The organism is Amycolatopsis sp. NPDC088138, from assembly GCF_044741685.1.
Taxonomy (GTDB): Bacteria; Actinomycetota; Actinomycetes; order Mycobacteriales; family Pseudonocardiaceae; genus Amycolatopsis.
The window spans coordinates 710,145-731,739 of sequence record NZ_JBIUTB010000007.1 but is presented as its reverse complement, the minus strand read 5'-3'; the positions used below and the strand labels follow the sequence as shown (position 1 = coordinate 731,739).

General features: G+C 70.3%; 22 protein-coding genes and 1 tRNA gene. 19 read left to right on the top strand and 4 right to left on the bottom strand.

Going from position 1 to position 21,595, the window contains the following annotated elements; genetic code table 11:
* Positions 1-81: 81 nt before the first annotated feature.
* A tRNA-Thr gene (locus tag ACIOD2_RS40170) sits at positions 82-154 on the bottom strand.
* 212 nt (positions 155-366) lie between these two features.
* Here ACIOD2_RS40170 and ACIOD2_RS40165 point away from each other — a divergent pair.
* From ACIOD2_RS40165 to ACIOD2_RS40150, 4 genes are all read left to right on the top strand, one after another.
* Positions 367-1,866, top strand: a complete 1,500-nt coding sequence (locus ACIOD2_RS40165) for a threonine/serine exporter ThrE family protein (protein ID WP_400550297.1) — start codon at positions 367-369, stop codon at positions 1,864-1,866.
* Between the two features lie 82 nt (positions 1,867-1,948).
* Complete coding sequence (locus tag ACIOD2_RS40160; protein WP_400550295.1) at positions 1,949-3,397, top strand: trehalose-6-phosphate synthase; 1,449 nt, start codon at positions 1,949-1,951, stop codon at positions 3,395-3,397.
* Between the two features lie 32 nt (positions 3,398-3,429).
* Positions 3,430-5,964: a trehalose-phosphatase gene (gene otsB, locus ACIOD2_RS40155; RefSeq protein WP_400550293.1), complete on the top strand. Its 2,535-nt coding sequence runs from the start codon at positions 3,430-3,432 to the stop codon at positions 5,962-5,964.
* Positions 5,965-6,050: 86 nt separating this feature from the next.
* On the top strand, positions 6,051-6,578 hold the full coding sequence (locus tag ACIOD2_RS40150) for a hypothetical protein (RefSeq protein WP_400550291.1): 528 nt from the start codon (positions 6,051-6,053) through the stop codon (positions 6,576-6,578).
* A 51-nt stretch (positions 6,579-6,629) separates the two neighbouring features.
* Here the strand turns inward: ACIOD2_RS40150 and ACIOD2_RS40145 are convergent, their stop codons facing one another.
* Positions 6,630-7,223 (bottom strand): C39 family peptidase, encoded by a 594-nt coding sequence (locus ACIOD2_RS40145; protein WP_400550289.1) that lies wholly within the window; start codon positions 7,221-7,223, stop codon positions 6,630-6,632.
* Between the two features lie 156 nt (positions 7,224-7,379).
* On the opposite strand from ACIOD2_RS40145, the gene ACIOD2_RS40140 reads away from it, so the two are divergent.
* The gene (locus tag ACIOD2_RS40140) at positions 7,380-7,973 is read left to right on the top strand and encodes an RNA polymerase sigma factor (RefSeq protein WP_400550287.1); all 594 of its coding nucleotides are present in this window, start codon (positions 7,380-7,382) and stop codon (positions 7,971-7,973) included.
* Positions 7,966-9,078: a hypothetical protein gene (locus ACIOD2_RS40135; protein ID WP_400550285.1), complete on the top strand. Its 1,113-nt coding sequence runs from the start codon at positions 7,966-7,968 to the stop codon at positions 9,076-9,078. The genes ACIOD2_RS40140 and ACIOD2_RS40135 overlap by 8 nt, the downstream gene beginning before the upstream one ends.
* A gap of 26 nt (positions 9,079-9,104) precedes the next feature.
* On the opposite strand, the gene radA is transcribed toward ACIOD2_RS40135, so the two are convergent.
* Together radA and ACIOD2_RS40125 are read right to left on the bottom strand one after the other, a co-directional pair.
* The gene (radA, locus tag ACIOD2_RS40130) at positions 9,105-10,460 is read right to left on the bottom strand and encodes a DNA repair protein RadA (RefSeq protein ID WP_392757327.1); all 1,356 of its coding nucleotides are present in this window, start codon (positions 10,458-10,460) and stop codon (positions 9,105-9,107) included.
* A gap of 39 nt (positions 10,461-10,499) precedes the next feature.
* On the bottom strand, positions 10,500-11,180 hold the full coding sequence (locus ACIOD2_RS40125; protein ID WP_400550283.1) for a hypothetical protein: 681 nt from the start codon (positions 11,178-11,180) through the stop codon (positions 10,500-10,502).
* A 275-nt stretch (positions 11,181-11,455) separates the two neighbouring features.
* On the opposite strand from ACIOD2_RS40125, the gene ACIOD2_RS40120 reads away from it, so the two are divergent.
* The 13 genes from ACIOD2_RS40120 to ACIOD2_RS40060 all read left to right on the top strand — a co-directional run bounded on the left by ACIOD2_RS40120 (position 11,456) and on the right by ACIOD2_RS40060 (position 21,595).
* Positions 11,456-11,947, top strand: coding sequence for a CarD family transcriptional regulator (locus ACIOD2_RS40120; protein WP_004559016.1), 492 nt, complete (start codon positions 11,456-11,458; stop codon positions 11,945-11,947).
* Between the two features lie 53 nt (positions 11,948-12,000).
* Entirely contained in the window at positions 12,001-12,627 is a 627-nt protein-coding gene (locus ACIOD2_RS40115) for a 2-C-methyl-D-erythritol 4-phosphate cytidylyltransferase (RefSeq protein WP_400550280.1), read from the top strand.
* Positions 12,624-13,091 (top strand): 2-C-methyl-D-erythritol 2,4-cyclodiphosphate synthase, encoded by a 468-nt coding sequence (gene ispF / locus ACIOD2_RS40110; RefSeq protein ID WP_400550278.1) that lies wholly within the window; start codon positions 12,624-12,626, stop codon positions 13,089-13,091. Before ACIOD2_RS40115 ends, ispF begins: the two co-directional genes overlap by 4 nt.
* 29 nt (positions 13,092-13,120) lie before the next feature.
* Positions 13,121-13,516 (top strand): PPOX class F420-dependent oxidoreductase, encoded by a 396-nt coding sequence (locus tag ACIOD2_RS40105; protein ID WP_400550276.1) that lies wholly within the window; start codon positions 13,121-13,123, stop codon positions 13,514-13,516.
* Between the two features lie 11 nt (positions 13,517-13,527).
* The gene (locus ACIOD2_RS40100; protein WP_400550274.1) at positions 13,528-13,923 is read left to right on the top strand and encodes a PPOX class F420-dependent oxidoreductase; all 396 of its coding nucleotides are present in this window, start codon (positions 13,528-13,530) and stop codon (positions 13,921-13,923) included.
* Between the two features lie 22 nt (positions 13,924-13,945).
* Positions 13,946-14,632 (top strand): HAD family hydrolase, encoded by a 687-nt coding sequence (locus tag ACIOD2_RS40095; protein WP_400550272.1) that lies wholly within the window; start codon positions 13,946-13,948, stop codon positions 14,630-14,632.
* A 54-nt stretch (positions 14,633-14,686) separates the two neighbouring features.
* Positions 14,687-16,075, top strand: coding sequence for a cysteine--tRNA ligase (cysS, locus tag ACIOD2_RS40090; protein ID WP_400550270.1), 1,389 nt, complete (start codon positions 14,687-14,689; stop codon positions 16,073-16,075).
* 32 nt (positions 16,076-16,107) lie between these two features.
* Positions 16,108-17,064, top strand: a complete 957-nt coding sequence (gene rlmB, locus ACIOD2_RS40085; RefSeq protein WP_400550268.1) for a 23S rRNA (guanosine(2251)-2'-O)-methyltransferase RlmB — start codon at positions 16,108-16,110, stop codon at positions 17,062-17,064.
* Positions 17,065-17,140: 76 nt separating this feature from the next.
* Positions 17,141-18,574, top strand: a complete 1,434-nt coding sequence (locus tag ACIOD2_RS40080) for an MBOAT family O-acyltransferase (protein ID WP_400550266.1) — start codon at positions 17,141-17,143, stop codon at positions 18,572-18,574.
* A 206-nt stretch (positions 18,575-18,780) separates the two neighbouring features.
* Positions 18,781-19,134, top strand: coding sequence for a hypothetical protein (locus ACIOD2_RS40075; RefSeq protein ID WP_400550264.1), 354 nt, complete (start codon positions 18,781-18,783; stop codon positions 19,132-19,134).
* A gap of 3 nt (positions 19,135-19,137) precedes the next feature.
* The gene (locus tag ACIOD2_RS40070; RefSeq protein ID WP_392760143.1) at positions 19,138-19,743 is read left to right on the top strand and encodes a histidine phosphatase family protein; all 606 of its coding nucleotides are present in this window, start codon (positions 19,138-19,140) and stop codon (positions 19,741-19,743) included.
* 73 nt (positions 19,744-19,816) lie between these two features.
* Positions 19,817-20,458, top strand: coding sequence for a transglutaminase domain-containing protein (locus tag ACIOD2_RS40065; RefSeq protein WP_400550262.1), 642 nt, complete (start codon positions 19,817-19,819; stop codon positions 20,456-20,458).
* A gap of 123 nt (positions 20,459-20,581) precedes the next feature.
* Positions 20,582-21,595, top strand: coding sequence for a hypothetical protein (locus ACIOD2_RS40060; protein ID WP_400550260.1), 1,014 nt, complete (start codon positions 20,582-20,584; stop codon positions 21,593-21,595).

Below are 21,595 nucleotides of genomic sequence, written 5' to 3'. Positions count from 1 at the left end.
GCTGAACGTGAGGCGGCGCACCCACACAACGAGACGCCCGGCGACCGGCGGCCGAACCGCAGGTCGAAGCAAACTTCGAGGAGCCGCCAAGGGGGCTCGAACCCCTGACCTTCTGTTTACAAGACAGATGCTCTACCAGCTGAGCTATAGCGGCCTGGCGCGCGAGCGCCGCTCACAGTGTATCGGCCCGCTCGACGGGCCACGGGCCCCTGGTGAAGGCACCCGTCCGAACACGCCGTATCCGGCGGAAACCCCCAGCTCAGGCCAAGATGATCGGAACGTGGTGGACGCCACTCCATGATCCGTGCAACGGTCGGGGCACGGGCGTCGATGGTCCTCGGGAACGAGCGAGGAGGTGGATGGATCATGAAGATCAACGAGCGCACCAACGGGGGCATGGCGACCAGATGGCCCCTGCTCGAACCTCCCGCGCAGCGGCCGCGCACGCACCGCCCGAACGTGCTGCGCCGCCGTCCGTGGCACGTGCTCGAGGCGCCCACCGGTGAGTTCCCGGCGGTCGACGCCGAGGAGGCGATGGGGCCGCAGCTGCCCGACGACGCCACCGTCAACTTCGTCCTCGACCTGAGCCTGCGCATCGGCGAGGTCCAGATGGCCAGCGGCGCCGGCGCCTCGGACGTCAGCGCGACGATCATCGCCATCACCGCCGCGCTCGGGCTGCCGCACTGCGAGGTCGACGTCATCTTCACGTCGATCACCGTGACCTGCCACCGCGGCACGGACCTCGCGCCAGTGACCGCACTGCGCGTCGTGCGCAGCCGCAGCCTCGACTACACCCGGCTGACCGAGACCGAAAAGCTGATCCGCCGGATCGTCCGCGGGCACCTCGGCGCCGAGCAGGCGCAGACGGAGCTGGAGCGGATCACGTCGGCGCCGCACCCGTACCCGCGCTGGGTCGCGACGCTCGCCTGGGGCGGGGTCGCCGCGTTCATCACCATCCTGCTCGGCGGCGGTCCCGACATCGCGGTCGTCGCGTTCGTCATCAGCGGCGTGATCGACCGGATCGGCCGGTTCGTCAACCGGTACTCCCTGCCGTTCTTCTTCCAGCAGGTGATCGGTGGCCTGGTCGCGACGCTCTCGGCGATGGCCATCGTGAGCAGCGGCCTGCTCACCACCGACCGGCCGACGCTCGTCGTCGCGGCCGCCGTCACGGTGCTGCTGTCCGGGCTGTCCACCGTCTCGGCGGTGCAGGACGCCATCACCGGCTACAACGTCACCGCGGCCGGCCGCACCATGGAGACGGTGCTGATGTCGGCCGGCCTGATCTCCGGGGTCGTGCTCGCCCTGCGGATCGCCGTGCTCATGAAACTGCCGCTCACCCCGCTGCCGGAGGTCAGCGGCTCGACGCCGCAGGACCTGCCCCTGGTCGTCATCGGCGGCGCGGGCGCCTCGGCCTGCTTCGCGCTCGCGTCCTACTCGAAGATGCGCGCCATGCTGGTCGCGATGGCCGCCGGCGCGATCGGCGCCCTCGTCTACGGCGGCCTGACGGTGGCCGAGCTCGACGGCGTCAGCTCGTCCGCGATCGCCGCGACGCTGGTCGGTTTCTGCGGCGGCGTGCTCGCGCGGCGACTGGGCGTTACTCCACTCGTCGTCGCAGTGTCCGGGATCACTCCCCTGCTCCCGGGCCTGTCCACCTATCGTGGTCTATACCAAATTGGGGTCGAGCCGAGCGGCAACATCTCGACGCTGATGACGGCCGTCGCGATCGGGCTTGCGCTGGCAGCGGGCGTGGTACTCGGTGAATGGCTCGCCCAGCCGGTCCGCACCGGCCTGGGCAGGCTCGAACGCCGGTTCGCCGGACCACGCATGGCCGGTCCGCTCGAACCGGCCGATCGGCGCTTGGAGTAACCCGACGGTCACCGGCTGTTCATCGCTCACGCGATAGGGTTTCACTCTGGGGCCGCGACCCGGGATTACGAGGAGCGAGCACGTGACTGAGACGCCGACGAAGGAGAACTCGAACCAGGCCGATTTCGTCGTGGTGGCGAACCGGCTACCGGTCGACCTCGAGCGCACGACCGACGGCCAGCGCCGCTGGACGGCCAGCCCGGGCGGGCTGGTGTCGGCGCTCGAGCCGTTCCTCCGGTCCCGGAAGGGCGCCTGGGTCGGCTGGCCGGGTGTGCCGGACGTCGACGTCGAGGAGTTCGACGACGACGGCCTCGTGCTGCACCCCGTCTCGCTCAGCGCCGACGAGGTCCGCGACTACTACGAGGGCTTCTCCAACGCGACGCTCTGGCCGCTCTACCACGACGTCGTCGAGCGCCCGGTGTTCGACCGGGCGTGGTGGAACAGCTACGTGAAGGTCAACCAGCGGTTCGCGCAGGCCAGCGCCGAGGTCGCCGCCCCAGGCGCGACCGTGTGGATCCAGGACTACCAGCTGCAGCTGGTGCCGGCGATGCTGCGCGAACTGAGACCGGACCTGCGCATCGGCTTCTTCCTCCACATCCCGTTCCCGCCGGTCGAGCTGTTCATGCAGATGCCGTGGCGCGCCGCGATCATCCGCGGCCTCACCGGCGCGGACCTCGTCGGCTTCCACCGCCCCGGCGGGGCGCAGAACTTCCTCTGGCTGTGCCGCCAGCTGATCGGCCTCGAGTCGACGCGCGGCGCGGTCGGCGTCCGGTCGCGGCCGGGCACCATGCAGGTCGGCGACCGGACCGTCCGGGTCGGCGCGTTCCCGATCTCCATCGACGCCGCCGGGCTCGACCAGCTGTCCCGAACGAAGGGCGTCCAGGAGCGGGCCGCGCAGCTGCGGCGCGACCTCGGCAATCCGAAGACCGTGCTGCTCGGCGTCGACCGGCTCGACTACACCAAGGGCATCGACCTGCGGCTGCAGGCGCTGCACGAGCTGCTGCACGAGGGACGGCTCCAGCCGGACGACGTCACGTTCGTGCAGCTGGCCACCCCGAGCCGCGAGCGCGTCGAGCACTACCAGCGGATGCGCGGCGAGATCGAGCAGATGGTCGGGCGGATCAACGGCGAGTTCTCCCGCGTCGGTCACCCGGTCGTGCACTACCTGCACCAATCGGTCGATCGCACCGAGCTGGCCGCCTTCTTCTCCGCCGCGGACGTCATGGTCGTGACGCCGCTGCGTGACGGGATGAACCTCGTCTGCAAGGAGTACGTCGCCACGAGGCACGACCTGGGCGGCGCGCTGGTGCTCAGCGAGTTCGCCGGCGCGGCTTCCGAACTCTCTAGCGCATTCCTCGTGAACCCCCACGACTTGGACGGGGTGAAGGACGCTCTGGTGGCTGCCATTACGCTCGACCCGGCTGAGGGCCGTCGCCGGATGCGCGCCATGCGTCGCCAGGTTCTCACTCACGATGTCGACCGTTGGGCGCGCTCGTTTCTCCAGGCGTTGGGTGCCGAAGCGGTCGAGTGACCACACGACCACGCACGAGCTCCTGAGGAGGAGTGTTGACTGCCGAGGCCCTGCCCGCCGAGCTACGGCGCGCGATCGTGCAGATCGCCCGTACTCCGCGACTGCTGGTCGCCTGCGACTACGACGGCACGCTGGCTCCCATCACCCTCAACCCCGACGAGGCCCGGCCGCTGCCGGAGTCCGTGGGCGCCCTCAGATCGCTCGCCGGTCTGCACGAGACGACCACCGCGGTCATCTCGGGCCGGGCCCTGCGCGACCTGGCCACGCTGTCGCGGCTGCCGTCCGAGGTGAACCTCGTCGGCAGCCACGGGTCGGAGTTCGACATCGGCTTCATCCACGCGCTGGACGAGAAGGCCCGTGAGCTGCACCGGCGGCTCGAGGCCGAGCTCGAACAGCTCGTGCTGGACGTCCCGGGTGTGTCGCTCGAGGTCAAGCCGGCCAGCATCGCGGTGCACGTGCGCCGCGCCGAGCACGAGGCCGGCCGCCGCGTGCTCTCGGCCGTCCACAACGGACCGTCTCATTGGGAGGGTGTGTCGACCACCGACGGCAAGGAGGTGGTGGAGCTCGCGGTCGTCCAGACGGACAAGGGCCGGGCGCTCGACATCCTCCGCCACCAGGTGGGCGCCACCGCGGCGATCTTCCTCGGCGACGACGTCACCGACGAGAAGGCCTTCGCCCGGCTCTCCGGTCCCGATCTGGGCATCAAGGTCGGCGACGGCGAAACCCTCGCCGGGTTCCGCGTGCCGGACACCGTGGACGTCGCGCTGGTGCTCGGCTTCCTGCTGGAAGAGCGGCGCAACTGGCTCTACGGCGAGTCCGCGCCCCCGATCGAGCGGCTGTCGATGCTGGCCAACGAGCGCTCGGTCGCGCTCCTCACGCCGGACGCGAAGCTGACCTGGCTGTGCCACCCGGGCCCGGACGCGCCCGCGGTGTTCGCCGACCTGCTCGGCGGCGAGGGTGCCGGTCACTTCTCCATCAAGCCGTACCGCAACGGCCTCCCGCTGGGCCAGCGCTACCTGCCGAACACGATGACGGTCGAGACGCGCTGGTCGCGCCTGCTCGTCACCGACTACCTCGAGCCGGAAAGCGCACCGCACCGGACGGACCTGGTCCGCGTCATCTCGGGCGAGGCGGCCGCGGCCGTCAAGTTCGCGCCGCGCCCCGAGTTCGGTGGTGTGCCGGTGAAGCTGGAGATCACCGAGGGCGGCCTGAAGGTGCTCGGCACGTCGGAGCCGTTCGTGCTCTACTCGCCGGGCGTCGAGTGGGACGTCACCTCGGACGGCCTGAACGACACGGCCACCGCGCTGGTGCAGCCGAAGCCCGACCAGCCGGTGGTGCTGGAGCTGCGCTGCGGCACCACGGACCTCGGCGCGCACGAACTGTCCGAAGTGGAACGACGCGACCGCGCGGGCCGCTACTGGAGCGAGTGGACGTCGAAGCTGCAGCTCCCGAAGGTGCAGACCGACCTGGTCCTGCGCTCGGCGCTGACGCTGCGCGGGCTGGTCAACACCGACACCGGCGGCGTCCTGGCCGCGGCGACGTCGTCGCTGCCGGAGGAGATCGGCGGCGTCCGCAACTGGGACTACCGCTACTGCTGGATCCGCGACGCCGCGATGACCGTGCGGGAGCTCGTGCACCTGGGCTCGATCGAGGAGGCCGAGGGCTACCTCAAGTGGCTCCACGGTGTGCTCGCGACGCTGGCCGGCCCGGAGCGGCTCCACCCGCTGTACACGCTTTCCGGCAGCGTCATCGGCGCCGAAGCCGTCATCGAGTCGCTGCCCGGGTACGCCGGTTCGCGGCCGGTGCGCGTCGGCAACCTGGCGAACCACCAGGTGCAGCTGGACGTCTTCGGCCCGGTCGTCGAGCTGGTCGGCACGCTCGCCGCGGCGCGCGGTGACTTGCGCGACGAGGACTGGCAGATGGTGCGCGCGATGGCGGAAGCCGTCACGCGGCGCTGGAACGAGCCGGACCACGGGATCTGGGAGGAGCGGCACGTGCCGCGCCACCGGGTCTACTCGCGGGTCATGTGCTGGGTGACGATCGACCGCGCGGTCAAGCTCGGCGCCCAGTACGGCCGTGACGTGCCGAGCCAGTGGCCGTCCCTGCGCGACGCGATCGCCGCGGACGTCCTGGAGCACGGCTGGAACGACGAGGTCCAGGCGTTCACCACGGCTTACGACGGTACGGACCTGGACGCGGCGTCACTCTTCGTCGGGCTCACCGGCCTGATCGACCCGGCCGACGAGCGCTTCCAGCAGACGGTGACCGCGATCGAGGCGGAGCTGCGCAGTGGGTCCACTGTGTACCGTTACCGCCGCGACGACGGGCTCCCCGGCGGCGAGGGCGGTTTCCACATCTGCGCGGCGTGGCTGATCGAGGCGTACCTGCTCACCGGGCGGCGTACCGAGGCGCAGGAGCTGTTCGACCAGATCGTCGCGGCGGCCGGCCCGACGGGCCTGCTGCCGGAGCAGTACGACCCGATCGCCGAGCGGTCCCTCGGTAATCATCCGCAGGCGTATTCGCACATCGGGCTCATCCGGTGCGCCAACTTGCTGGCGGCCAGTTAGCCCTTTCGGTCCGAACTGCCGTCGAGGCCACCTTACCGGCGCTTCACGCCCGTAAGGTGGCCTTGACGGCGTTCGGAGGTGAAGCGGTGCAGGGGACGTTCGGACAGGTCGAGTTCGTGCCGCTGCCACCCCGCTTCGCCGAGCGGGTGCGCTGGGGTTCGGTGGTCGTCGGCTGCTCGATGATCGCCGGCGTGGTCCTGCTGTTTGGGCTGACGACCTTCCTGCAGGGCATCGTCCACGGCCATGCCTTCCCGGACGCGCTGCTGGGCAAGGCCGCGACGGTGCTGCCCCCGCTGGCCGTGCTGGCGATGGCCGTCCTCGTGCTGACGTGCCGGCGGTGCCTGCGCGGCGACTACCTCGTGATCGCGAGTGCCCAGTCGGCGCGCAACGCGTTCGTCTTCACGTACGTGCTGACCCTGATCCTGATCGTCGGCGCGTGCGCGGTGCCGATCGTGTTCCGCGTGTGGCACGACGCCCCCGAGTCACGGGCCCCCGACCTGCTCACGACGATCGTGACACTCGCCTTCGCCACCACGGGTTTCCTGGCCGGGATGTTCTACGTGCGGCCGTCGATGCAGACGCTGCGGAGGTTCAGCGATCACCCGATCTGGTGAGCGACCGCTGTTCCGAAGCGGAAACCCTTGCGCGACAACGTATCCGCCCACCTAGGCGGAGTAACCCTTCGGCGGGATCAGGGTGGCGAGCTGGTCGAAGGTCAGCCAGTAGATCTGGTTCCCGCCGAAGCTCGCCGGGTCGGCGATCTTGACCGTCCGGTCCGAGCTGTCGTACCCGATCACGGTGAAGTAGTGGTAGATCGTGTAGTTCGGGTAGCCCGGCGGGTGGTTGTTCGCGGGGGCCACGATGTTCGCGACGATCGGGTAGCCGTTGTCGATGTCCAGCACGATGTCGCGCCACAGCAGGTCGCGCTGGGCCTGCGTCGGCGGGTCGTTCGGCATCTCCTTGGTCTCGTACCAGGAGGTGCCGAGGTCCTGGTTGAGGACGCCGGTGACCTGGCCGACCCAGTCGGTGCCGTTGGTGGTCGTGCCGAGCTGGGCCGCGAGCGTGCCCTGGCTCGGCACGTTCCCGGTGCGCGCGGAGAGGGCGATCCGGGTGGCCGCCGGGCCGCACCAGTACCCCGTCTCCTGCACCTGGTACTGGACGTTGAGTACGGTTTCGGCGGTGGCCGAAGCCACCGCCGGCAGCGTGACCAGGCCCATCGTGGCCGCGAGCGTGACAAATCCCAGGCGGAATCCGCGCATGACGATCCTTCCCCAGTTGTGACGCCGGTTGGCCAGCGCCGAACAAAAGGATGATCGCGACAGATGCCGCCGTTTGTCGCACGTGTCCCCGGACCGGATCACGACGAAGGTAGGTTCGCCCGTGAACGCCGGGCCCCGCTGCGGGCAACAGGGGGCATGCAGGTGATCCAAGAGGGGCCGGAGATCTGGGGGCACGACCGCCCCGACCTGGGCGGGCCCGAGCCCGGGCCGGCGTTCGGGCGGCTCTTCGACACCCACGCCGGGCAGCTGAGGCGCTACGTCGCCCGCCGCGTCGGCGCCGAAGCGGCCAACGACCTCGTCGCGGAGACGTTCCTGGTGGCGTTGCGCCGCCGCGAAAGCTACCGGCGGGAGCTGGGCACCGCCCGGTCCTGGCTCTACGGCATCGCGACGAACCTCCTGCGCCACCACGTGCGCTCCGAGCTGCGCGGGCTGCAGGCCACGGCGCGGCTCGCGCACACCGGCGAGCTCAGCTACGCGGGCCACGACGGCCGCGTCGCCGAGCAGGTCGACGCGCAGGTCCGCGCGGCGCAGCTGGCGGGGGCGCTGGCCCGGCTCAGCCCGGCCGACCGCGACACGTTGCTGCTGGTGTCGTGGGCCGGGCTCGAACCGGCCGAGGTCGCCGAGGCCCTCGGCATCCCACCGGGCACCGTCCGCTCACGGTTGCACCGGATCCGGCGTTCGCTGCGGACGAACGCACCAGCCCAAGAGGAGGCGAACGGCCTTGACTGAAGACAACGTCCGGAAGATCTGGTCCGACGCCGAGCTGGACGCCGCACTCACCGACCTGCACAGCGACGTCGGCGACGACGACGGCCTGGCGTTCGCCCGCGCCTCGCTGCTGGCGGCGGCCGGCGCCGAGCCCGAGGAAGCGCCGAAACCCCGGCGCTCCGGCTCGTGGCGGTGGATCGCCGTGGCCGCCGCGGTCGTCATCCTGGCCGGCGGGCTCGCGGTCACCGCGGAGCTGCTGAGCCCGGGCACCCCGGAACCCGTCCACCCCGCCGCGACACCCCCCGACCTCGACCGCCCGCTCGCGCCCGGCGAGTACCACTACTCGCGGCAGGAGTACTGGTACCCGGTCGGCAACTCGTCGCACGTCGCGTTCGTCCAGCAGAAGGTCGAGCTCTGGGTCCCGGCCGATCCCGCCGGGATGTGGCACCGGCGGAGGGGCTTGACGGGCCGGGTCGTCGGGCACCTCTCCGACGACGACCGCGCGAAGATCGTGCCGACGAGCGGGGCGGACATCGATGAGTACGGCCCCGGCGGGGTGTTCCCCAGCCCCGGCGGGGGCCCCTTCCTCTGGCAGACCCCGGATGCGCGGTTCCTGGAGTCGCTGACACCCGACGAAACCGCCCTGAGCGGCCACCTCGTCGGCACCTCGCCCTATCCCGGCGAGCAACTCCGGCAGGCGGCGAGCGCGCTGACCCCCGGCTTCCCCGCGAAGGACGTCCGGGCCGCTCTGTGCAAGGCGCTGGCGAGCCTCGGCGGCATCCAGGCGTATCCGGACCCGGTCCGGGCCCCGGACGGCCGGCAGTCGCTCGCGTTCCTGGCGCCCTCGACGCAGGACACGCTGTACGTCGACCCGACGACGTTCGTGGCCATCGCGATCACGCCGTACCCGCCGCCGATGCACCAGGTCCCGGTGGGTGGTCCCACGTCCACGATGGCCGGCGATCCGACCGAAACGATGAAGCCGCCCGCGCCCCTCTCGACGCCGGTCTCGATGACGACCCCGCAGTCGTTGCCGGTAACCACGACGCCGCAGAGCCCGCCGTCTTCGCCGGGTCAGCAGCCGCCGACGATGTTCTACTTCTCGATCACGCGCGGCTCGTCGTAGCCGAGGGGGCGGTCCCGGCCGTCCCCTCAGCGGGCGTGGCTGGCCGCGTTCAACGCGTCCGCGACGTTCGCCACCTCCAGCACCCGGATCCCCGCCGGCGGTTTGCCCGAGTCCGGCGGCACGAGCGCGTGCGTGAACCCCAGCCGGGCCGCCTCCGCGAGCCGGCGGCCGACACTCGGCACCCGGCGGATCTCGCCCGCCAGCCCGACCTCGCCCACCGACACCAGCCGGGGTGACAGCGCGACGTCACCGAACGACGACGTCAGCGCCAGCACCAGGGCCAGGTCGATGCCCGGTTCGGTGATCTTCATGCCGCCGACCGTGGCGACGTAGACGTCCTTGTCGCCGAGCTTCAGGCCGCCGCGCTTCTCCAGCACCGCCAGCACCATCGCCACCCGGGCCGAGTCGAGGCCGCTGACCGCGCGCCGCGGCTGGGGGGCCGACGTCGCCGACACCAGGGCCTGCACCTCGCCCAGCAGCGGCCTCTTGCCCTCCATCGCGACCGTGATCGCCGTGCCGGGGACCGGCTCCGCCGTCTGGCTGATGAACAGCCCCGACGGGTCGGGCACCCCGACGATGCCTTCTTCCACGAGCTCGAAGCAGCCGATCTCGTCGGCCGCGCCGAACCGGTTCTTGATGCCGCGGACCATGCGCAGCGTCGAGTGCTTGTCGCCCTCGAACTGCAGCACGACGTCCACCAGGTGCTCCAGCACACGCGGGCCGGCCACCGAGCCGTCCTTCGTCACGTGCCCCACGAGCACCACCGGCAGCCCGCGTTCCTTGGCCAGCGCGACGAGCCCGGACGTCACCGCGCGGACCTGCGTCACGCCGCCGGGTGAGCCCTCGACGTTCGGGGACGCCATGGTCTGGACCGAGTCGACGATCAGCACACCCGGCTTCACGTCGTCGACGTGCCCGAGGATGGCCGCGAGATCGCTTTCGGCGGCGAGGTACATCCGGTCGTGGATGTTCCCCGTTCGCTCCGCGCGCAACCGGACCTGGCCCGCGGACTCCTCGCCCGTGACGTACAGGGACCGGTCGACGGTCTTCGCCCACTGGTAGGCGACCTCGAGCAGCAGGGTCGACTTGCCGACGCCGGGCTCACCCGCGAGCAGGACCACCGCGCCCGGCACCAGGCCGCCGCCCAGCACGCGGTCCAGCTCCGAGACGCCGGTCTGGCGCGCGCGAGCCGCCTCGACGTCGACTTCGCCGATCGGACGGGCCGGCGCGCTCGGCGCGCCGGCCGCGACGCGCTGGATCGCCGGTTTGAGGGCTCCGCGCTCGGCGAAGGAGCCCCATTCCTGGCACTCCGGACACCGGCCGAGCCACTTGGCCGCTTCGTACCCGCAGCTCGCGCAGCGGTAGGTGACGCCTTTCTTCACCCCGCGAGGCTATCGGCGCCCACCGACAAAATCGGGGACCTACTCCTTGACGTGCGCCGGCGCCGCCACCGGCAGCTCGACGACGACCGGTCCGGCGTTCTTGAAGACGAACGTGACCTTCACGACCTGACCGGGCCAGAGGGGCTGCTTGAGCGCGGGGAGCGTCACCGTGCCCTTGCCGACGGTCGCGGGGGCCGCGGTCGGCGTCACGCTGGCCGACGGCGCCTCCGAAGAAGAGGAGGTCTCCGAGCTGGTCCCGGTGGCCGTGGTGCCCGTCGAGCTGGTGCCGGTCGCCGGTGCTTCCGAGGAGGAGGTCGGCGCGCCCGAAGACGTGGGCTGCGCCTCGTTGGTGGACTCGACCGCGTCGTCCGGGCCGATCACCAGGGAGTGCCCGGCGACGATGTCCTTGGAGCCGCCGACGGTCGCCGCGGTGCCGTCCTCGGTCGTCACGGAGACGAGCGTGTCGTCCTGCTGGCCCTGGTTGACGATCGTCAGGGTCAGCGCCGGGGTGGCACCGGACGCGTAGCCCGCGCCGGACGTCGGGTACTGCACCGCGACGTCGCGCAGGGCGATGGTCTTGACCTGGGCGTGCGTGCCGTTGACGGCGGGCTGCTGCGTGTCGGTCTGGGTGATCTGGCCTGCCCCGCACCCGGCGAGCGCGAGCGCGGCACCGAGCACCAGCACGCCCGCGCCGAGCACGCGACGATTCTGCAGCCTCACGTCGCAGTCCTTCCCTTTTCACGGCCTCGTCCCCGCGAAGACTAGCCGGGAGCGATCTCCCGCGCGGAACCGGTCCGCGTTGCGCTCAAGATCAACCGTCCACAAAGGAATTCGTTGTGCCCGTTGACACCCGTCCCGGCCACCTGCGTGAGCACGGGGGTCCGACGTTTGTCAACCCCCGCTCAGGCCGCTGACCTGCGAGGACGAGTCCGGCCCGCTAGGTGGGCAGTGGCGGCACGTGATAGGATGGGGTCAGCGAAAGGGGCAGAGGACACATGGTTTTCAAGGTCGGAGAGACCGTCGTCTACCCGCACCACGGTGCCGCACTCATCGAAGCCATCGAGACCCGCGTGATCAAGGGCGAGGAAAAGAAGTACCTCGTCCTCAAAGTCGCGCAAGGGGATCTCACGGTTCGCGTGCCCGCTGACAACGCCGAGATCGTAGGCGTGCGAGACGTCGTCGGGCAAGAAGGACTGGACAAGGTTTTCGACGTACTGCGTGCTCCGCACACCGAAGAGCCCACGAACTGGTCTCGTCGGTACAAGGCCAACCTCGAGAAGCTCGCCTCCGGCGATGTGAACAAGGTGGCCGAAGTGGTGCGCGACCTCTGGCGACGAGAGAAGGACCGAGGACTTTCAGCCGGCGAAAAGCGCATGCTGGCGAAGGCTCGGCAAATTCTGGTCAGCGAGCTCGCGCTCGCGGAGGGCACCGACGAGGACAAGGCTGAAGTCCTCCTCGACGAAGTTCTGGAAACCGCGACGGTCTGACCCCAGGCCTTCCTGCTCGACGGGCGAGCAGGTGCCTCTACGATCGCGAACCGATGAACGTCGTCGTGATCGTGACCGTCGCACACCATGCCTCCGACGGAGAGCTCGCTCTCACGCCGGTCCGTGGTGAACCGCTACTCACGCACACCGTGCGGGGGCTGCTCGCAGTACCGGAGATCGATCTGGTTCTCGTGGCGGCCCCCCAGCGGTGTGCGCAAGCGTATTCGCAAGTCCTCGAGGATCTCTCGTGCCGGGTCGTGCCCGGCTCGCTCCGGCAGGCCTTCGCCGCCGTCGAGCCCGAACTTCCCCGTGGTTCCGTTCTACTCCTCCACGACGCGTTGCGTGCCTTCATTCCTGCGCAAACGGTGCGTGACGTGATCAACGCGGTCGGTGACACTAACCCGATCGTCGTCCCGGTGCTCCCGATGGCCGACACGGTGAAGGTGACCGATGCGGCCGAGCTGATCGTCGGCACGGAGGACCGCACCCGGCTGCGCACCGCCCAGACCCCGATCGGTTTCACGCTCGAGGCGTTCCGCGCGGCGGACCTCTCGGCGCCGGTCCACGCGGGCGCGGCGACCGTGCCGGGGCACCCGGACGCGATGCGCGTCACGACCGGCTTCGAACTTTCCCTCGCCGAGGCGATCGCGGCGGCACCAAGCACGGAGGAGACGCTGTGAGGATCGGCAACGGGGTGGACGTCCACCCGATCGAGGCGGGCCGCGAGTGCTGGATCGCCGGGCTGAGCTGGCCGGGCGTCGACGGCTGCGCCGGCCACTCGGACGGTGACGTCGCCGCGCACGCCCTCTGCGACGCGCTGCTGTCCGCGGCCGGCCTGGGTGACCTCGGCGCGGTGTTCGGCACCGGCGACCCCCGGATGGACGGCGCGCACGGCGCCGACATGCTCGCGGAGGTCCGCGGCCTGGTCGAAGCCGAGGGCTGGCGGGTCGCGAACGCGACGGTCCAGATCGTCGGCAACGCGCCCCGCGTGGGGAAGCGGCGCGAGGAGGCGCAGAAGGTGCTGTCGGAGGCCGTCGGCGGCCCGGTGAGCGTCTCGGGCACGACGTCCGACGGCTTGGGCCTCACCGGCCGCGGCGAGGGCATCGCGGCTTTCGCCACCGCCCTGCTGCTGGCGGCGGAATAGCTGCGACGCCGGCCCGCGTTCGGCGTGACATGGCCCTCACTCTCCCGGACGCGGTCCGCGCTCTCGTCGAAGGCAAGAACTTCGCCACCGTCGCCACGCTCGAGCCCGACGGCAGCCCGCAGACGTCCGTCATCTGGATCGGCCTCGACGACGGTGACCTCGTGTTCAGCGCGACCGAAGACCGCCGGAAGGTCCGCAACCTGCGGCGCGACCCCCGGATCAGCGTGTCGATCACCGACGCGGAGAACCCGTACCGGCACACGCAGCTGCGCGGCACGGTGACGCTCACCCCCGACCCCGGCAAAACCCTCCCGAAGACGCTGAGCCACAAGTACCTCGGCGAGGACCCGCCCGCGGAGGGCGGCGACGTCGAACGGGTGATCGTCCGGCTGCACGTCGCGAAGATCGCGGGCAACGTCAAATAGGGTCACCGACCATGGGTGTGACATTCAACGACGCGACCAAGGCGCTCCTCGACGGGAAGAACTACCCCGTCGTCGCCACCACCAACGCCGACGGCTCGCCGCAGAGCTCGGTCGTCTGGGCGCGCCGCGACGGCGACACCGTGGTCTTCGTGACCGTCCAGGGCCGTCGCAAGGAGCGCAACATCCGCCGCGACCCCCGGGTCTCGCTCTCCGTCTTCGACCTGGCCGATCCGGAGAACTACGTCGAAATCCGCGGGCGGGCCGAAGTCACCGTCGAGGGCGGTCCCGAGCTGAACGACGAGCTGGCCCGCAAGTACACAGGCGGGGACTTCCCGGCCGAGCCGCCGGAGGTCGTGCGCGTGCTCGTGCGCGTTGTTCCCGAACACATCACAGGGCATTCGGCCTGAAGCTCCCGTTAGGCTGAACGACATGACGATCAGGGCGGTGTTGTTCGACTACTCCGGCACGCTCTTCCGGCTCGAGCAGGACGAGTCCTGGCTCACCGAACTGACCGACCACGACGGCACGCCGCTCGACATCGAGGCGCAGGCCGAGCTGATGCGCCGGATGACGGCGCCGGTCGGCCAGGTCGTCGAGCTGGACGACGAGCACGTGCACGCCTGGAACCACCGGGACCGCGACCCGCAGCTGCACCGGAAGGTGTACCTGGAGGTCCTCAAGAAGTCCGGCGTCCCGCTGCCCGAGCAGGCCGTCGCGCTCTACGACCGGCTCATCGATCCCAGCCAGTGGACGCCCTACCCCGACACCGAGGCCGCCCTGAAGGCCGCCTCCGAGCGGGGGCTCAAGGTCGGCGTCCTCAGCAACATCGCCTTCGACATCCGGCCCGCCTTCACCGCGCGCGGCTGGGACGCCTACGTCGACGAGTTCGTCCTGTCCTTCGAGGTCGGGGCGATCAAACCGGAGCTGGAGATCTTCCGCCGGGCCGTGCAGGCCCTCGGCGTCCCGGCCACCGAGACGCTGATGGTCGGCGACAGCGAAGAGGCCGACGGCGGGGCCCGCGCGCTCGGCTGCGAGTTCGCGCTGGTCGACCCGCTGCCCACGGCGGAGCGGCCGGACGCCCTGCTCACGGCGTTGCGCTCGTTCGGCGTCGGCTGAGACGGCAGCCAGGCGCCTGCGACCTCGCTCACGCCCACCCCGTACCCTTTCAGGGTGGCCCTACACCTTTTCGACACAGCGACCCGGAGCGTGCGGGAGTTCCACCCCGTCCGTAGCGGAACGGCGTCGATCTACGTGTGTGGTGCCACCGTGCAGGGCGTGCCGCACATCGGGCACGTCCGCGGCGTCCTGAACTACGACGTCCTGCGCCGCTGGCTCGTCCACAGTGGACTGGACGTGCTGCTGGTCCGCAACGTCACCGACATCGACGACAAGATCCTCACCAAGGCCGCCGAAGCCGGCCGGCCCTGGTGGGAGTGGGGCGCGACGCACGAGCGCGCCTTCGAGACCGCGTACGAGCAGCTGGGCTGCCTCGCGCCGTCGGTCAACCCGCGCGCGACCGGGCACGTCACCCAGATGGTCGAGCTGATGGAGCGCCTCATCGAGAGCGGCCACGGCTACGTCGCGGACGGCGACGTCTACTTCTCGGTCAAGTCGTTCGACGACTACGGCAAGCTGTCGGGCCAGGTCCTCGACGACGTCCAGCAGGGCGAGACGCCGACCCGCGGCAAGCGCGACCCGCGCGACTTCACGATGTGGAAGAGCGCGAAGCCGGGTGAGCCGTCGTGGCCGACACCGTGGGGCGACGGCCGGCCGGGCTGGCACCTGGAGTGCTCGGCGATGGCCACGGCCTACCTCGGCGCGGAGTTCGACATCCACGGCGGCGGCATCGACCTGGTCTTCCCGCACCACGAGAACGAGCGCGCCCAGTCGAACGCGGCCGGTGACGCCTTCGCGCGGTTCTGGCTGCACAACGCCTGGGTGACCATGTCCGGCGAGAAGATGTCGAAGTCGCTGGGCAACACCGTGTCGATCCCGTCGATGCTGGAGCGCTACCGGGCCCCCGAGCTGCGGTACTACCTGGTCCAGCCGCACTACCGCTCGACCATCGAGTACTCCGACGGCGCGCTTTCGGAAGCCGCCCAGGGCTACCGGCGGATCGAGACGTTCCTGCGCCGCGCCGCGCAGTCGGGCGAGGTGGCGCTGGGCACGGTCCCGGCGGAGTTCGCCGCCGCGCTCGACGACGACCTGGCCACCCCGCAGGCGTTCGCCGTGGTCCACACCACGGTGCGGGACGGTAACGCCGCCCTCGACGCGGGCGACACCTCCAAGGCACTCGAATTCGCCGCGGCCGTCCGCGCGATGACCGACGTGCTCGGCCTCGACCCGCTGTCCGCGCGCTGGTCCGAGGCGGGCGGTTCCGAAACGCCCACCAAACAGGCGCTGGCCGAGCTCGTCGAAGGGCTGCTGGCCGAGCGCCAGCAGGCCCGGGCCGAGAAGGACTTCGCCCGCGCGGACGCCGCCCGTGACCGCCTCCAGCAGGCCGGGATCGTGGTGGAGGACACCCCTAACGGTCCACAGTGGACAGTCAAGTCCGACTGAGCCGTTCTCCATAACCGCAAGGACTTTTCAGCATGGCAGGCAACTCCCGGCGTCAAGGCGCCATCCGCAAGACGGGCACCAAGAAGGGTGCCGTCGTCGGCTCGGGCGGTCAGCGCCGCAAGGCCCTCGAAGGCAAGGGCCCGACCCCGAAGGCGGAGGACCGTCCCGGGCACAAGGCGTACCGGCAGAACAACGCCCAGACCAAGCGCGACCAGGCGCGGCAGAAGAAGGCCGACAAGCCGGAGCTGATCGCCGGGCGCAACCCGGTGGTCGAGGCGCTGCGCGCCGGCGTCCCGGCGACCGCGCTGTACGTCGCGCTGAACATCGAGATCGACGACCGCGTGAACGACGCCGTCCGGCTGGCCGGCGACAAGGGCATCTCGATCCTGGAGATCCCGCGCGAGGAGCTGGACCGCAAGACGAACCGGGCCGTGCACCAGGGCATCGGCCTGCAGGTCCCGCCGTTCGAGTACGCCCACCCGGACGACCTGATGGCGGCGGCGCGCAACTCGGGCGAGGTGCCGCTGTTCGTCGCGCTCGACGGCGTCACCGACCCGCGCAACCTCGGCGCGGTGATCCGCTCGGCGGCCGCGTTCGGCGCGCACGGCGTGCTGCTGCCGGAGCGGCGCAGCGCGGGCATGACGGCGGTGGCGTGGCGCACGAGCGCGGGCACGGCGGCGAAGCTGCCGATCGCGGTCGCGACCAACCTGACCCGCCAGCTGAAGTCGTGGGCCAACGACGGTTTGATGCTGGTCGGCCTGGACGCGGACGGCTCCGTGGACATCGACGAGCTGGCACTGGCGGCCGACCCGCTGGTCATCGTCCTGGGCTCGGAGGGCCGCGGCCTGTCCCGTCTCGTCCGCGAGACGTGCGACGCGACGGTGTCGATCCCGATGGCGGCGGGTGTGGAGTCGTTGAACGCTTCGGTGGCGGCCGGTGTGCTGCTGGCCGAGGTGGCGCGGCGCCGTCGTCTCGCCGGGCGGGTCTGAGCCCCACCTTCACGACAACGAACCACCCACTCGGGTTAAGGTCACCATCGGATAAACCGAGGGGACCTGACCACCGATGTCATTCGTTTCGCCACTGTTCCTGTGGTATTTCATGCCGGCGGTGCTCATCGCCGTGCTGGTGTGCCCGCGGACCTGGCGAAACGGCATCATCGCCGTCGGCAGCCTGCTGTTCTACACGATCGGCGCCGGTCCGTTCGTGTTCCTGCTGCTCGGCTGCATGGTGGTCAACTTCTTCGCGGGCCCGCTGCTGGAGCCGAGCCCGTGGGACGTCCAGGGCGTCCGGCGGCGCCGGATCCTCATCGGCGTCGTCGCGCTGGACGTCACCGTCCTGGTGATCTGGAAGTACGCCGGGTTCGCGACGCAGCAGATCGCCGCCGTCGCGCACTGGTTCGGCGGGAGCGTGCCCGTCGCGAGCCTGGTCGTGCCGATCGGCATCTCGTTCTACACGTTCCACCACATTTCGTACGTGGTCGACATCTACCGCGGCGAACGGAAAGCGCTGCGGAACCCGGTGTCGTTCGCCGCGTACATCGCGATGTTCCCGCAGCTGGTGGCCGGCCCGATCGTGCGCTACCGCGAGATCGCCGACCAGCTGCCGCAGCTGCGTTCGCACCGGCTCGACGACCTCGCGGCCGGCTTCCCGCGGTTCGCGCTCGGGCTGTGCAAGAAGACGATCATCGCGGACTCGCTGAGCCCCCTCGTCGACGCCTGTTTCAAGGTGCCGCCGGACCAGATGACGTTCTCGACGGCGTGGCTCGGCGCGGTCGGCTACACACTCCAGCTGTTCTTCGACTTCTCGGGTTATTCGGACATGGCGATCGGCCTGGGCCGCATGCTGGGCTTCCGGCTGCCGGAGAACTTCGCCCGGCCGTACTCGTCGGTGACGATCACGGAGTTCTGGCGCCGCTGGCACATGAGCCTGTCCCGCTGGTTCCGCGACTACGTCTACATCCCCATGGGCGGCAACCGCAGCGGCGCGGGCAAGACGTACCGCAACCTGTGCATCGTGTTCGTCCTGACGGGCTTCTGGCACGGCGCGCAGTGGACGTTCCTGGTGTGGGGCTGCTACCACGGAGCCCTCCTGGTGATCGAACGCCGCTTCGCCTTGGACCTGGACCCCGCCGACCCCCGCCGCCGGCTCGCGAGGCGCGCCCTGACGATGCTGCTGGTGGTGTTCGGCTGGGTGTTCTTCCGCTCGGCGGACATCCCCCACGCGCTCTCGATGATCGGCCACATGCTCATCCCGGACTTCGACGGCCTGGGCGCCGGCGTCAAGGAGGCGTTCACCAACCAGCGCCTGGTCATCCTGCTGGCCGGACTGGCGGTGTTCCTCCTGCCGGCCCACCCGGTGACGGGCCCCCTGCTGGAGTCCTCCCGAAGCCGCCCGGCAACGGCCCTGCGCATCGGAGTGATGACGGTAGGCCTGATCTACGCGGCGATCCTGATCGCAACAGGAACATTCAGCCCGTTCTTGTATTACCAGTTCTGACCGCACAAAAGCCCCACCAACCAGACCTCCCCCACCGAACCGATACGCAGCCTCAACAGCGGCCGCCACGCCGGGTCAAGGCACGCTTTCCCGCCTTGACGCGGTGTGGCGGCCGCTGCACGATCCGGCGTTCGGGTCGGTGGGGCAGCGGTAGACCACTCAACTGTCATGGCAGCATGATCGGAGGAACAGCAGGAGAGGAAGCGATGACCGAGCTGGCCAAGGTGCCCAACGTGATCCCCTACGTGGACCACCACACCGGCCCGCGCCGCCTGCTCACCCTCGAAATCCCCCACCTCGGCCACACCGTCCGCGACTACGCCCCGATAGCGAGCATCGACGGCCGCCAGTACGTCGTCTCCTGGGGCTCGATGAGCTTCGAGATCCCCGCGGACCGGAACGTGCACGTCAGCGTGCACCTGCACACCAACAGCGGGCGCGACTACACGATCACGCCGTTCGCCTCGACCGTCCTGTCCCCCCACCCCGCGCCGCTGCGGCTGCTCGCCCAGTTCGTGCCGAGCCAGGGCCCGCAGGGCGCGCTCGTACCCGTCGGCTGACCCGTGCTCGCGGCGCGCTACCTCCTCCTCACCCGCCACGGCGAGGCGGCCGCCAACGGCGCTCTCACCGAAGCCGGGGAGCGCCAAGCCGTTCTGCTCGGGCGGCGGATCCGCGAGCTCCCCATCGCCGTGGTGCACCACGGGCCGCTCCCGCGGGCCGCGCGGACCGCCGCGCTCATCGGGGAGCAGCTGCCCGGGGTTCCGCTCCACGTCGACGAGGCCGCCGGGGACTTCGTGCCCTACCTCCCGCAGCGCGAGGAGCTTCCCGAGACGTCCGGCGATCTGCTGCTCGCCTTCGCGCGGCAGTTGCCTCCCGCCGACGAGGAGCTCGCCGCCGACGCCGAACGGCGGTTCACCGGGCCGGTTCCGGGCACCGAGGCGCGGTTCGAGGTCGTCGTCACGCACAACTTCCTCGCCGGCTGGCTCGTCCGCGCCTCGCAGGACGCGCCGCCCTGGCGGTGGCTCGTGCTCAACCACGCCAACGCCGCCCTCACCGTCATCTACTACGCACCCGGGCGGCCCGCGGCGCTCCTGACCTACAACGACCAAGGTCATCTACCGGCCGAGCTGCGTTCGACGGGCTTCCCGGCCGAGTTTTACCTTCCGTGACCGGGGAACGCGGAGCGTGTCCGCCACCGAAAACGGGTCTCGCCCGAATGGCCGTACCTGCCAGGATGGCCGGATGAGCCCCGTGCTGTCGCCCACGTCCGTTCGGTGGAGCGACTACCTCGCCGCCGACGCCGTTGTCGATCACGAACACCCGTCGATCCGCGAACGAGCCGAAGCCCTCGGAACCCTGACGGACGAACCCGCCGAGTACGCCGAAGCCGCGTTCCTGTTCGTCCGGGACGAAGTCGAACACGTCATCGACGCCGCCGATCCGCGAGTCACCTGGCGGGCGTCGGACGTGCTGCGCGAGCGGGTCGGCATCTGCCACGCCAAGGCGCACCTGCTGGCCGCTTTGCTTCGGGCGCAAGGGATCCCGGCCGGGTTCTGCTACCAGGAGCTCTCCGCGCTGCACGGCCTGAATGCCGTGTACCTGCACGGCAGGTGGTCGCGCCTCGACGCCCGCGGGAACCGCACGGGTGCGCACGGGGAGTTTTCGCTCGACGAAGAAAAACTCGCCTGGCCGGTGGACCATGCGAGTGGTGAACGCGATCTTCCGGAGATCCACCCGGCGCCCGCGCCGGTGGTCCTGGATTTCCTGATGACCGCCGAACCGGGCCCGGGCTGGTACGAAAACGGGCTCCCGGCGACGATTCGACCCGGGTTTTCCCCTATTTTCGTAAAACCTGGCAATCCGGTGAATTATTGCCGAGAGTGACGTCCGAGCCCCCTGCTTGTCCCCCGAACTTCTTATTTCGCGGTCCCCGCGAGGCGCGTAAAGTGACTCCCCGCACTCGAACCGACACTTTACGCATTCGTCTGTTCGGGTGATTCGAGGGAGGTGAAGCACGTGGCCGCGGATGGCGGACACCTCCGCCGTACCCCACTGCAGGAGATCTTCTGGACCAGGACGAGCCTGCTGCTCACGGTACTCGTCGTGGTCGCCGGCCTCAGCCTGTGGCTGGCCGGCTTGATGGAACCCGGCACCGGGAAGAACCTGGTGACGTCGCTGGGCACCGGCACCCTGATCTCCGCGATCGTCGGGTTCGGCACCAGCCTGATCACCGCCAGCGCCTCGCAGCGGGCGCTGGTGACCCCCGTGATCGAAGAAAGCAGGCGCGCGCTGGAGGACCTCAGCGCCGAATACCGCGCGCTGAACAAGGAGTTCTTCCCCACCGACGTGTTCGAGGCGACGACCGATCCCGACCCAGCGTTCAACCGCGCGCTGATGGCCGACCTCGACGCGACCCGGCAGTACTTCTTCCGCGGCTTCTCCGGGCGGCACGCCGCCGCCCGCCTGTTGCTTTCCCGCACGGAACGCGAACTGCGTGCCGTGATCGCCGATCCGCGTGACGCGAGCTCGATCAGCGGGCGGGCCCGCTACCTGCTCCGCCGCGAGGCGGGCGACGTCGACTACGAACAGATCCAGACCCGGCTCGACGAAGAGATCCGGATCGGGCTGGTCGGCCTCTTCCTGGCGCGCAGTCGCTGCGCGCAGGTCGACATCACCGTGGTCGCCGACCCGCCGCTGGACCGGCTCGAAATGTTCGACGACAGCGTGTGGATGTCGCTCTACAGCGACGTTCGCGGCGCCACGAAGCTGTACCCGCGGTCCCTGCGGTTCACCGAGGGTTCCTTCCTCTACAACATGGAGCGCGCCGAATTCGTGCGCGTCTCGCAGTCCCGGACCGGCCGCCACTTCCGCATCACGTCCGCGACGACGCGGACGGATTTCCTGGCGCTGTTCGAAAAGATCACCGGATCCCCGCTGTCCGAGGAGCAGTTCCGTGAGCTGGAAGGCAAGTTCCACGCCTTCCGCACGGAGTTCTCCGAAGTCGCCGAGCTAGGGAGCTGA